A 12785-nucleotide genomic window follows, 5' to 3' on the forward strand; every position below is an offset into this window, starting at 1 on the left:
TCATCGTTGTTCAACTGATAGTCTGCGACAATGACATCGGGCAGGATGCCTATTTCGTGCAAAAGTTGGACTGCACCCTCACCACTTTCGGCTTCCAGAACCTCGACGCCCCAGGACTCGATGGTCATACGCAATGCACTGCGCAAGTTCTCGTCATTTTCAATCAACAAAGTAACGGTGTTGCAAGGCAACCTGGGGTTTGATGTTTGGCGGGCAGATGGAATGCGCGCCACCGCCGGTTTTGTTTTTGCCAATGGGATTTCAACCGAAAAACCCGTGCCTTTCCCAACCTCTGACCGCAAGTTGATCGGGTGATGCAACAAACCGCAGGCCCTTTCGACAATCGCAAGACCCAACCCCATACCTTCCGCCGCACTGGCATCTGAATGTAAACGCTGGAATTCCTGAAAAACGGTGTCTCTGTGATCGGGCGCGATTCCAATACCAGTATCCCAAACTTCAAGGGACACAGTTTTTTTGCGCCGCCTGACGCCGACCAGTACCTTTCCCGTTTCTGTATAACGGATCGCATTCGACAACAGGTTTTGCAGAATGCGTCGCAAATAGCTGGCATCGCTGGTAACAACGGCGCTTGTGTCTACAAAACGCAAATCCAACCCCTTGGCCTGCGCAATCGGGCGAAAGGCATCTTCGATCTGAGACAACATCTGCCCCAGTGAAACAGGCGACAGATGAACACGGGCCCGTCCCGAATCCAGTTTCGAGATATCCAGCAAAGCCTCGAGAATGTGTTCCACGCTGTTCAACGCGCTTTCTGCTTTTGCGGCAACCGTCTGAGCATCCGCTTGGTTCAATCCACTGCCCAGTGAAGCAACGTAGAGTTTTGCTGCTGACAAAGGTTGCAGTAAATCGTGGCTGGCGGCCGCCACAAATCGCGACTTTGAAGCGTTTGCTCGTTCTGCTTCGTTTAGTGCATCAGCGAGCTCCATCGTGCGCGACGCCACGCGCTGTTCCAGCAGTTCCTTTGCCTCATAAAGCGCTTCCGCTGATTTTCGTTCCGCCGTCACGTCGGTGAACGAGATCACAAATCCTCGGTCCGGCATTTCCTGAGCAAAAACAGACAGGATTTTGGAACGTCCCCGATGCATCTGAAACTGCAGGGGGCGTCGTGAAGCTCTTCGGCGAACCCAATTCAGCAAATCCTGTTCATTTATTCCCTTTTGAAACGAAATGTTTGCGCTAAGGCGTTGAGACAGCGTGTCAAAACGTGTTCCCATCTGAAACTGGGTGATTGGAATGGCCAGCAACTCGCTGGCACGATTGTTCCAGCCGATCAGGCGGTGTTTGTTGTCAAAAATGCAAACGCCCTGCTCGATGTGCTCCAAAGTAGCCCGGATCAGCCTGGCCTTGTCATCCAGAATCCGGTCCCTCTCCTGCCGTTCGATGCGCATAATGTCGGTCACATCGGTTTGCAGGATCACAGTGCCACCATCCGGGGTGCGGTGTTCGGACACCTGCACCCAGCGATTGCCAACCAATCGGACGTTGAAGACCACATGATCTTCGCTGTGTCGGTCCAAACGGGCTTGACCCCAATCATCTGGGGTAACCCCATCCGGCAACGACAAAAATTTGGACTGACTTAACAACTGGACATAGTCAGCAAAGCCGAGCCCCGGGTTCAGCTGCTTTTGAATGTCAGGCATATGCGACCCGAAACGGCTGTTGCAAAGCACCAGCTGCTCATCCCGATTGAAAAGGGCAAACCCTTCCTGCACCGTTTCGATTGCATTGGCGAGGTCGGCCCGCGCAGCCTCGGTTTCCTTGTTGGCTTGCGCCAACCTCGCGTTGGAGTCGTTCAACAGTTCAAGCGCGCGCTCAAGATCGTCTGTTCGGGCGCGGACCTCTTGTTCCAGAACGGCGGCGCGTTGGAACTGCGCATAAGCGGCCCCGGACGCATCGGTGGACTCTTCGACGCGCCGCATCAACGCCTCGACGATTTTGCGCAGCTTCTCGTTCTGACGTTCTATGGAATCTGAGGGATCCGTGAGATGCTCGATCATGGGCTACTCATTCTCGGGCGGATAGATCGCGACGCCTGTAAGTGTCTGGTTTACGTGGATCGAATTGTATTGTTCGCCATAGGTCGAGAACCCAAACACATGATTGCGCGCCAGAATGTCCGAGATGTCTCGCGTTTTCTGTTTTTCCTGCGCTTCCAATCGGCGCAGGATACAGTCACAGCCCAGGATCGTGTCGGGTTGTCGCCTTTCGGAAAGTGCCCCGATTTCCTCCTCCAGATGTTCAACCATGTCCCGTGGCTCTGCCAGCGTCAGAACGAGACCTTCATCGATGGCCGAGAAAAATACCAAATCCCCATTACCAGCCACCTGCTGAATTGCGCGTACATGGTGCTGGCCACCGATTTGTACGACCACAGGATGGGCGGCAAAAGTAAAGGTTGTCAGTTGCTCTGGGTCTTTCCCTAGTATGCGTGCATATTCGCGCGCGGCTGGTTCTGCGTTGATCTCTTGCACAATCCGCTTGGCCGGATCCGCTTTGGTTACCACCATACGCCGCTGGGCTGGAACAAGGTGATCGGTTTTGAACACCCTGATCGGACAGCGCGTGCGGACCTGGGTTAGAATCGCAGCATTGCTGCGCGCGCGGCCCTCATGCAGCACGTAAGTTTGCCCGAAACGCGTGCCATCACCGGCTGAACCACCAAACAGAGGCACAGGCCCCAAGCCAACGGCAAGCTCAGAAGTCAGTGCATCCTCTTTGGTCGACAATCCGTCAATCATCAGGAATGTGAACTCATGGGGCCAGTCGGGCGAGGACTCCATCATGGAATGACGGTTGTTGATCATCTTGTTGATGATGTTCTCTGCATCGAAATTGTCCAGGTCGGGAACCAGGACCGTGCGGGTTTCAAAGTGGCTCTTTGGCATGGCAATTGCGACGATCTTGCCTTCACTATAGCCATCATCGGCCAGCTCTCCGGCGGTGGTGCAACCCACGACGGGTGTTGGGGCAAAAACTTCCTCAGCCTCTGATATGACGGCAGACGCATCCGCATTTGAGCTCACGAAAAGAATGACGAGCGCAAAAGGCCCGCCACCCAGATTACGTTCAAGCGTTGTGACTGCCTGAGTGCTGTCGTGTTGGACGAAAGCCGTTCTGACGATGCCTGGCGCACGGGCCGGGGCTTCTGCCCGCCCGAAAGCTTGGTCCATCGTGCCTCCTCCCTCAAAGCGCGACGATGGGCCGAGACTATGACGCTTAGCCCTGCTCTTGCAAGACACTGGCAAAGGACGCTTTCTTGGCAATCAGAACCGCCTGAGTGCGGCTCTGCACACCCAATTTCCGCATAATAGCAGTCACATGTGCCTTAACCGTGGTTTCCGCGATCGATAGGTCATAAGCGATTTGCTTGTTCAGCTTACCTTCGCAGATCAGTTGCAGAATACGCGATTGCTGATTTGTCAGCGTCGCCAGCCGGTTGACCGCATCGCTGTGTTCATCGTCGTCTTCCGTTTCGATCAGCACGCAACCTTCGGGCACAAAGATGTTGCCGGATTGCACGGTCTCGATTGCGGTGCGGAACACATCGCGTTGACTGTGTTTGGGCACATAGCCGGACGCCCCGGCCTGTATCACCTGACTGACGACCCGGCTGTCCGTCAGCGAAGAAACGACAATAACGGGAACACTCGCGGCCGCCTTCAGGCGGACCAGCCCGTCCAGCCCATCCACGTCCGGCAGGTTAAGGTCAAGCATGACGGCATCCGGCTTCAACCCCTGCGCCAGTAGGTCCATGGCCCCTTCCAGCCTGTCTGCTGTGTGGATGTCGCCGATCTGCGCAACAGTTTGCAACGTCATCGAAAGCGCGTCGCAGAACAGGGGATGGTCATCAATAATCAGTACGTTCTTGAAATCTGCCCGGCGGGCGGAATCGGCAAGCATTTGGTATCGCCTTTTGTAATCGGGTTGGCTCCAGCCTAAACAATCCTAACACTCAATGAAAACCACCCCTACTGGGCGAAGGTCGTAGATGACAAATGCGTTGCCTACGGCGCAATGGGGCGTCAGAGTGGTCAACATTGCCCCCGCGCACAGCCGTGACTACGCCCAAGGTCTTATAGTCAGGGCAGCCAACACCGCGTAGCGTAACACAAAAAGTTCGGAGACGTTAAATGGAACTCAGTGACAGCCGTGTCATAGCCGCGCCACGATCCAAGGTCTGGGATGCGCTTTTGTCGGCAGACGTTCTGAAGGACTGTGTGCCAGGGTGTCAGGAAATGACAGGCTCGGTTGAAGAAGGTTTCGAAGCGACAGTCGTGCAGAAAGTGGGACCTGTTAAAGCGACCTTCAAAGGGGCCGTTACCCTTTCTGATCTCGTGGCGCTTGAAAGCGTGAAGCTCTCGGGTGAAGGTAAGGGCGGAGCGGCAGGGTTCGCCAAAGGGTCTGCAGAGGTCAGTCTGGCAGACGCCCCCGAAGGTACTTTGCTGACATACAATGTCGACGCGCGTGTTGGCGGAAAGCTGGCCCAGTTGGGAGGACGGGTCATCGACGGCGTTGCCAGAAAACTGGCTGACCAGTTCTTTGAGAATTTTCAGAACGCAGTCGAACCTCAACCAACGCCCGAGGTGGAAACTTCGGATGACGGTGAGGAAAAGGAAGAAAAGAAAGGCTGGTTCAAACGCGTGTTGGGCGATTGAACCCAAGGAATTCAGGGAGGAGAAATTCATGAAGATTTCAATGACCGTGAACGGCAAAGCCGTAAGCGGAGAAGTCGAAGGGCGGACTTTGCTGTCCGGTTTTCTGCGCGAGCATCTGTCTTTGACCGGAACACATGTGGGTTGTGACACCGCGCAATGCGGCGCCTGCGTGGTGCATGTGAACGGCGAGGCCGTGAAGTCTTGCAACATGCTGGCGGCTGAAGCCGACGGGGCCGACGTGGGCACGATCGAAGGTCAGGCCAATGCGGATGGATCGTTGAATGTGATCCAGCAGGCGTTTCAGGACCATCATGGTCTTCAGTGCGGGTTCTGCACTCCGGGGATGGTGATGAGCGCGGCGGCGCTGCTGAAGGACAATCCGCGTCCCACCGAGGCTGAAATCCGGAAATATCTGGAAGGCAACCTGTGCCGCTGCACCGGCTACCATAACATTGTCAAAGCGATCATGGCCGCATCCGGTCAGGACGTTTCCAGCATCGCCGCCGAATAACATGAAGCGAATGAAGATCATCTTCCCTTACGTCGCTATCGCAGTGATTAGTGTACTGTTTATGCGGGGTTGGACCTTGGTTGTGGTGTGGATAGATCCAGTTCCACATCACCTGCAATCTTGGTTGCTTTTGGGCAAGTTGATCGTTTTGACCTTGGCTCTCCTTGTCGCTCAGTCGGCAAGAAAAAGCACGGTCAGAAGTGGCGGGAGTGACTGACACCTCCGCCGTTCAAGTTTTAAGGGAGGAGAACAAGCAATGCCCAAAGACAGTGGCATCGGAGCCAGTTCCAAGCGGCGTGAGGACGTGCGCTTTCTGACCGGAGCAGGTAACTATACCGACGATATCAACGTGCATGGTCAAGCCTATGTACATTTCCTGCGGTCCGACATTGCGCATGGTCGGATCAAATCAATAGACACCTCTGCCGCCGAAGCCATGCCCGGTGTGGTCAAGGTATTCACCGGCAAGGATTTCGAAGGCGTTGGTGGGATGCCCTGCGGTTGGGAAGTGACCGACAAGCACGGCGCACCCATGCAAGAGCCTCCGCACCCCATTCTGGCACAAGGCAAAGTGCGCCATGTGGGCGATCCGATCGCCGCAGTTGTGGCCGACAGCCTTGAGCAGGCGCGCGACGCTGCCGAAGCTATCGATCTGGACATCGAAGAACTGCCCGCTGTGATCGACATGAAGGCCGCTGCGCAGGATGGCGCGACGCTGGTTCATGACGATCTGAAAAACAACATCTGCTACGATTGGCAGTTGGGTGAAACTGACGATGCCAAGGTCGACGAAGTCTTTGCCAATGCCGCGCATGTGACGACGCTGGATCTGGTCAACAACCGTCTGGTCGCCAACCCGATGGAACCGCGTGTCGCCGTCGGTGAATACAAGCGTGGAACGGACGAGTATACGCTTTATACCACGTCGCAAAACCCGCATGTGATCCGCTTGTTGATGTGCGCTTTTGTTCTGGGCTTGCCCGAACACAAAGTGCGCGTTGTGGCCCCAGATGTGGGCGGTGGGTTTGGCACCAAAATCTTCCATTATGCGGAAGAAGCGTTCTGCACTTTTGCTGCCAAGGCCTGTGGTCGTCCGGTCAAATGGACCTCCAGCCGGTCCGAAGCGTTCATGTCGGACGCCCATGGCCGTGACCATGTCAGCACTATCGAACTGGCGCTGGATGCAGATAACAATTTCATCGGTCTGCGTACCAACACCTTTGCCAATTTGGGTGCGTATCTGTCGACCTTCTCCAGCTCGGTTCCCACCTGGCTGCATGGGACGCTGATGGCGGGCAACTACAAGACGCCGGTCATTCAGGTGAATGTGAAAGCAATGTTCACCAACACAGTGCCCGTGGATGCCTATCGTGGTGCAGGTCGCCCCGAAGCGACGTTCCAGTTGGAGCGCGTAGTGGATAAGGCCGCGCGAGAGTTGGGCGTCGCCCCAATAGCGCTGCGCCGGCAGAACTTCATCACTCAGTTCCCCTATGACACGCCTGTGGCGCTGACCTATGACACCGGGGACTACAACGGAACGATGGACAAGCTTGAAGCCGCCGCTGATCTGTCAGGATTTGCCGCGCGTCGCTCGCAAAGCGAAGCCAACGGCAAGCTGCGCGGCTTGGGCATCAACTGCTACATCGAAGCGTGTGGCATTGCCCCATCCAACATTGTTGGGATGCTAGGGGCCCGTGCGGGTCTTTATGATGCAGCCACCGTTCGCGTGAACGCCACAGGCTCAATCAGCGTCATGGTCGGTGCACATAGCCACGGACAAGGGCACGAGACGGCCTTCCCGCAGGTTGTGGCCGACATGATCGGCATTGATGAATCGATGGTAGAAATCGTACACGGCGACACATCAAAGATTCCTTTTGGCATGGGCACGTACGGTTCACGTTCGTTGGCTGTCTGCGGCTCAGCCATGGTCAAGGCAACTGAGAAGGTGATCGAAAAAGCCAAAAAGATCGCCGCGCACCTGCTGGAAGCGTCCGAGGCCGATATCGAGCTGAAAGACGGTCAATTCAGTGTGGCTGGCACCGACAAATCGGTGGCCTGGGGTGACGTGACCCTGACAGCGTACGTCCCGCATAACTTCCCGCTGGAAGTCGAACCAGGACTGGAAGAAACTGCTTTCTATGATCCGGCCAATTTCACCTTTCCGGCTGGTGCTTATGCCTGTGAGGTCGAAGTTGATCCGGACACCGGTCAGGTCAGCATCGAAAAGTTCACGGCAGCCGACGACTTCGGTAACATCATCAATCCGATGATTGTTGACGGTCAGGTGCATGGAGGCATCGGCCAAGGCATCGGTCAGGCGCTGCTTGAGAATTGCGCCTATGACGAGAACGGCCAATTGTTGAGCGCGTCTTACATGGACTACGCGATGCCACGCGCGGATGATGTACCGTTTTATGGTGTCGACCATTCCAGCCAGACGCCCTGTACGCACAATCCACTTGGTGTGAAGGGTTGTGGTGAAGCTGGTGCAATTGGCTCGCCGCCTGCAGTGGTCAATGCGGTTCTGGATGCGTTGAACTCGGGCGGCAAGGCGGTGGATCACATCGACATGCCGATGAGCCCGTCGCGCGTCTGGTCGGCGATGAACAGCTGAGGTGTTAGGGTGCGAGGGGCCAGCCCCTCGCGCTCCCCGGAGTATTTCCAAAAAGATGAAGGCCAAAGAGCGCCTTTCGGAAAGGAAAACGAAATGTACAATTTCGAGTTTGAAAAACCCTCGACCATTGCCGACGCCGTGGCTGCGTTGGGGGCTGAGGACGCGCAGGCGTTGGGAGGTGGGCAGACCCTGATCCCGACGCTGAAACAGCGGCTTGCCGCGCCGTCCAAGCTGGTGTCGATAAGTGGCATTGCCGAGATGCAGGGCGTCTGCGTTGAAGATGATGGATCCGTCTCGATCGGTGGGGCAACAACACACGCCACTGTGGCGCGCGAGGCTGCGGGGACTTATCCCGCGCTTGCAGCGTTGGCCGGGCAGATCGGTGATCCTGCAGTGCGTAACCGCGGTACCATCGGCGGCTCGGTGGCCAACAACGATCCGGCGGCCTGTTATCCGGCCGGGGTTCTTGGGTCTGCGGCAACCATTGTGACCAACACACGCCAAATTGCGGCGGACGCGTTCTTTGAGGGCATGTTCAGCACCGCACTTGAAGAAGGTGAAATCATCACCTCGGTCCGGTTCCCCGTGCCACAGGCTGCAAGCTATCAAAAGTTCCTGCAACCCGCGTCACGCTTCGCGTTGGTCGGCGTTTACCTTGCCCGGTTTGCGGATGGCGTGCGGGTGGCTGTCACTGGCGCGAGTGAGGATGGCGTATTCCGTTGGTCCGAGGCCGAAGACGCGTTGAACAAGGAATTCCGTCCCGACGCGTTGATGGATCTTCGGATCAATCCAGCCAACATGATCTCGGACTTGCACGGTAGTAAAACGTATCGCGCGCATCTTGTGTCCGTTATGACCAAACGCGCGGTCGAAGCCTGCATGTAAGTTTTTGTACCAAAACCCGAAAGGCCTCGGTTCTGCCGGGGCTTTTTTCATGCCAGGCTGAAAACTTATCGCCTTCGTTATTTCAAAAAATCAGGCCGCCCGTTTGGACGGCCTGACTAATCTTTAGAAAGAGGCGTGACTATTCAGCCGCCTGCGTGCTCACTGATCCGTGTTTGTCACGCTGGCTGTCACGGAACAGGGCTTTACCCAATGCAAGGCACATCAGACCCATAACCATTGTAAACGGTAGCGCGCCGATGATCATGGCATTGCGCAATGCGTCCAGTGGGTTGTTCGCACCAGCTGCCAAAATAAGCGCGCCGATCACAGCTGTGAGGATCACGCCCCAGATAATCCGATGCTTGACGCCGGTTTCCTGGCTGCCACCGGACATGATGGTGTTCATCACCAAAATGCCTGAGTCAGCTGAAGTGACCAGAAAGGTCAGGATCAGGATCACGCACATCACGTTCAGCATCGACAGAAGCCCCCCGTCGATCATGTAAGACAGCGTCACGAACAGTTTGTTGGTGTTCGAAGCGCCAATGATCGCACCTTCGGCCGCGCCAGCCAGTTCAAGATCAATTGCCGTACCACCCAGAACAGTCATCCAGGCAAAGCAGACAAGCGCAGGGGCGAACACACAACCCAGGATAAACTCACGCACGGACCGGCCTTTGGAGATGCGCGCAAGGAACAGACCCACAAAGGGCGAGAACGCGATCCACCAGGCCCAGTAGAACGTGGTCCAACCAGCCTGCCAGCCGAACTGACGGCCTTGTTCACCAGCAGCATATGCCGCCGCAAGAGTCGCTTCGTCCAACTGTGCGGCAGCGCCTTCCAAGCCGCTTTTGAAGCCGTCAAAGCTGCCCCAAGCGTTGGTCGCACCCCCCATGAGGTCGTTTGCGTGAGCTTGCGCTTCAGCAGGCAAAGCCGCTGCAAAGGCTTCCGCGGACAGCGGGCCATACGCGTTAAAGCTAAGCGACAGGAAGTGCAGGATGTAATCGACCATCGCTGTCCCGTAGGTGGTCATGGCGAAAACGAACGAGCCAAAAACGATGAACGTACCCAGCAGGATGACCGAGAGAACAAGGTTCAGGTTTGACAGGTATTTGACGCCTCGACCAACGCCCGACACAGCAGACAGGATTGATAGTGTCATAATCACGACAAGCCCTGTGATCAGTCCCACTTTGCTGGGGGTTGGCACCTCACCGCTCAGGTCCATGATCCAATCCATACCAGTGATGGCGTACAGACCGTCAATGAATTGGCTGACGCCGTATCCAATGGTGACGGACACACCAAGGATCGTTGCAACAACGCCCAGAACATCGACGACATGGCCGAAAAAGCCGTTGACGAAACGACCAAACAGCGGGGTCAGGGCCGAGCGAATAGTCAGTGGCATATCACGGGTGTAAGCGTAATAGGCCAGCGACAAGCCGGTCACGACGTAGATTGCCCAGGCATGAAAGCCATAGTGCAGGTACGTGAAGCGGTAGGCCGATTGCAGAGCTTCGGGCGAGTTTCCTTCGATAGCGCCGGATACCACCACCGGGTTCGACCCCCATAGCCCGAGAGGTTCAGCCGTGGCAAATACCATTAGCCCCACGCCCAGACCTGCGCCAAACATCATGGAAAACCAGGAAAAGTTTGAAAACTCGGGTTTTTCACCTGGCGTTCCCATAATCCGACGCCCCGTTGCCGGAATGATTGCGACGATGGCGAGGAAAAAGAAAAACAGGCCTACAATGACGACATAGAAGCTGTTGAAAATTTCAAGCAGCTTTCCATTCAAACTGCCCAGAGTGCTGTTTGCATTAGCAGGGAAAACCAAGGCCCACAAAACCAGGCCGACCATGATCGCCTTGCTGAGCAGGGCAATCGGGACGCTGTAATTTTCATAGAAACCGGCATTCGCCGTTTCTATCTCAACGTCCGTAAAGGGTTCAGGTATCGACATGTTGCTTGCTCCTCCTTGCATATGCCGTTTTTTTTGGTGTGCGAAACTGATCTGAGAGGCGGCGGGGCACAGAGCGAAACGCTTAGTTGCACCAACCGCACCATGTACGGGCTCTGCCCTTTCTGGTTTGAGCTACGGTAATTTCACCACGTCTCCCGGCATGGCGTACCGTTGGTTCCCTCCCGCTTTTTTCACCACTTGCGATACTTCCGGTCACTGGGGGCAGGCAAAAAAACCGCCGGACCAAGGCACAAAGTCGCAAGAGTTTTTGCGTGTTTCGATTGGAAGACCCTATTAACGAGAGGGAAACAGGTCATTCAAAAAACCGACGCTTACGCCGAGCGAAGCGACCAACACATTCACACACCTTAGTGTTAGCGAAACCAAATGAGATTGGAACACACCAAAGTTTGGAACTGACCGAAGCCGCCGGTCTGGCTCTGGGATGGACGCGTCTTGTTCAGCCTATGCTGGCCTCGGGCAAGCTAGTGACACATGACACATTCAGCGTCTCCAACCCGGAGAGTTTTTCCTTGTCGGGCTGTGCCGCGCTGAAATACGCGCCAGAAAAACCTCAGGATCCCAGCGCCCTAACCTCACAAGCCCTTTGATACTTCTGTCAACGCATGGTGAGCTGAGACCGCGTAGCTGCGCGGTGCATAGACAGAAAAGGCCGTCCCCGCCTGATTGCAGCGCAGCAGGCATCCCACATGGTGAATTGCGGTACGGGTGAACGCCCCGGTCGACATCTGCTCAACATCAAGGACGGTAAGGCGTTGGAACAGGTCGACAACACCTTGTCCGGACACGTCAATCCGAACGAAGGCATCCGTCTGATCCGTAACTGACGCGATGCCTGTCAGCTCATCCGCAAGGCGACGGGCCAAAACCAATGGACCGGTATACGCCTCTTCCCACAAATATTGATCTGCACCAAGCCAGAGCAAACTGTTGGCATTGCCCTGTTCGCTGCATCCAGGCGCGGGGATTGCGACAGAGCACAGGCTTTCCAACTTTGCTTTCAGCGCCTCCTCCTGACCCAAACGGGCCGAGACCGAGGCCAAAGCGGTATCGTCACGCTCCTGAAAGGTCAGCGCGCCAATTACGTCCTTCCGAGGTTCGGTACCGCCCAAGGCGGTTTTGGCAACAAAATCACGCACGGAGCCTGTCTCCTTCAGGGTCAACGAAGTGAGCGCTGACAAGGGTTGCTTTGATGTTCGCGTTGTCCACCGGGCTCACGATCTGAACCGTCTCGCCCAGACGCTGCGCGCCGCGCTGAACAAACGCAAGTCCTATGCTGCTGGACAAATGTGGGGAATAGGCCGCTGATGTAACATAGCCCTGATCATTCTGCGGCAGATGCGGGGCTCCTTCCGCAAAAACATGCGACCCCGCCAGCACAGTATCGGAGGTGTCAACGGGCTGGATGCCGACCAGCGCCAAGCCTTCAGGATCAACCAGGGCCTCTCGTGCACTGAGCGGCGCGCCGATACTGTCTTTTTTGGTCGAAACCATACGCCCCATTCCCAAGTTATGAGCGCTGACGGTTCCGTTAAGCTCATTCCCGGTTACATGACCTTTCTCAACCCGCAACACACCCAGCGCTTCCATCCCGTATGGGGTGACCCCCAAAGGCTGACCAAGCTCCATCAGGTGCCGGACCAACGCATCGCCATACCGCGTGGGCACTGCAAGTTCAAAAGCCAACTCACCCGAGAACGAGATGCGGAACAACCGCGCCGGGATGCCGCCTGCAATGGTGGTTTCGGCGCACCCCATGAAGGGAAAGGCCTCGTTGCTGATGTCAAACTCTCGATCAACGACTTGCTGCAACAGTTCACGGGATTTCGGGCCGGCAACGGCGAACTGCGCCCAAGCGTCAGTGGTCGAAATCAGCTGCACGTCCATGTCCGGGAACAGGCATTGATGTACAAATTCCATGTGACGATAGACGCCCACCGCGTTGGCTGTGGTTGTAGTGACCACAAAGTGATCCTCGGCCAGACGCGCTGCAGTACCGTCATCCATGACAAGACCGTCTTCTCGCAGCATTAGCCCATAGCGGGTTTTGCCCACCGGCAGCTTGGCAAAACCGTTGCAATAGACCTTGTTCAGGAACGCAGC

At 56.1% G+C, this 12785-nt stretch carries 11 protein-coding genes; 5 read left to right on the forward strand and 6 right to left on the reverse strand.

Annotation, left to right across the window (positions count from 1 at the left end; translation table 11 throughout):
* The 3 genes from AC2FNU_RS20680 to AC2FNU_RS20690 all read right to left on the reverse strand — a co-directional run.
* Nucleotides 1–2024: PAS-domain containing protein (locus tag AC2FNU_RS20680; RefSeq protein ID WP_496791924.1), on the reverse strand; the 2024-nt coding region annotated here is incomplete at its 3' end.
* Nucleotides 2025–2027: 3 nt separating this feature from the next.
* Nucleotides 2028–3197 carry an FIST N-terminal domain-containing protein gene (locus tag AC2FNU_RS20685; RefSeq protein ID WP_496791925.1) on the reverse strand — a complete coding sequence of 390 codons (1170 nt, stop codon included), beginning with the start codon at nt 3195–3197 and terminating at the stop codon, nt 2028–2030.
* Nucleotides 3198–3243: 46 nt separating this feature from the next.
* Entirely contained in the window at nt 3244–3927 is a 684-nt protein-coding gene (locus AC2FNU_RS20690; RefSeq protein WP_496791926.1) for a response regulator, read from the reverse strand.
* A gap of 230 nt (nt 3928–4157) precedes the next feature.
* On the opposite strand from AC2FNU_RS20690, the gene AC2FNU_RS20695 reads away from it, so the two are divergent.
* The 4 genes from AC2FNU_RS20695 (at nt 4158) to AC2FNU_RS20710 (ending at nt 8695) form a co-directional block, all read left to right on the forward strand.
* Entirely contained in the window at nt 4158–4682 is a 525-nt protein-coding gene (locus tag AC2FNU_RS20695; RefSeq protein WP_496791927.1) for an SRPBCC family protein, read from the forward strand.
* A 28-nt stretch (nt 4683–4710) separates the two neighbouring features.
* Nucleotides 4711–5193 carry a (2Fe-2S)-binding protein gene (locus AC2FNU_RS20700; RefSeq protein WP_496791928.1) on the forward strand — a complete coding sequence of 161 codons (483 nt, stop codon included), beginning with the start codon at nt 4711–4713 and terminating at the stop codon, nt 5191–5193.
* Nucleotides 5194–5449: 256 nt separating this feature from the next.
* Entirely contained in the window at nt 5450–7810 is a 2361-nt protein-coding gene (locus AC2FNU_RS20705) for a xanthine dehydrogenase family protein molybdopterin-binding subunit (protein ID WP_496791929.1), read from the forward strand.
* A 93-nt stretch (nt 7811–7903) separates the two neighbouring features.
* A complete protein-coding gene (locus tag AC2FNU_RS20710; RefSeq protein ID WP_496791930.1) occupies nt 7904–8695 on the forward strand; it encodes an FAD binding domain-containing protein in 792 nt (263 codons plus the stop codon).
* Nucleotides 8696–8834: 139 nt separating this feature from the next.
* On the opposite strand, the gene AC2FNU_RS20715 is transcribed toward AC2FNU_RS20710, so the two are convergent.
* Nucleotides 8835–10661 (reverse strand): BCCT family transporter, encoded by a 1827-nt coding sequence (locus AC2FNU_RS20715; RefSeq protein ID WP_496791931.1) that lies wholly within the window; start codon nt 10659–10661, stop codon nt 8835–8837.
* Between the two features lie 410 nt (nt 10662–11071).
* On the opposite strand from AC2FNU_RS20715, the gene AC2FNU_RS20720 reads away from it, so the two are divergent.
* Complete coding sequence (locus tag AC2FNU_RS20720; RefSeq protein ID WP_496791932.1) at nt 11072–11272, forward strand: hypothetical protein; 201 nt, start codon at nt 11072–11074, stop codon at nt 11270–11272.
* On the opposite strand, the gene AC2FNU_RS20725 is transcribed toward AC2FNU_RS20720, so the two are convergent.
* Nucleotides 11258–11821: a sarcosine oxidase subunit gamma gene (locus AC2FNU_RS20725; protein ID WP_496791933.1), complete on the reverse strand. Its 564-nt coding sequence runs from the start codon at nt 11819–11821 to the stop codon at nt 11258–11260. The genes AC2FNU_RS20720 and AC2FNU_RS20725 overlap by 15 nt on opposite strands.
* The coding region (locus tag AC2FNU_RS20730; protein ID WP_496791934.1) for an aminomethyl transferase family protein at nt 11814–12785 on the reverse strand (972 nt) is incomplete at its 5' end. The genes AC2FNU_RS20730 and AC2FNU_RS20725, both read right to left, overlap by 8 nt.

Source organism: Ruegeria sp. BHSB064 (assembly GCF_059613205.1).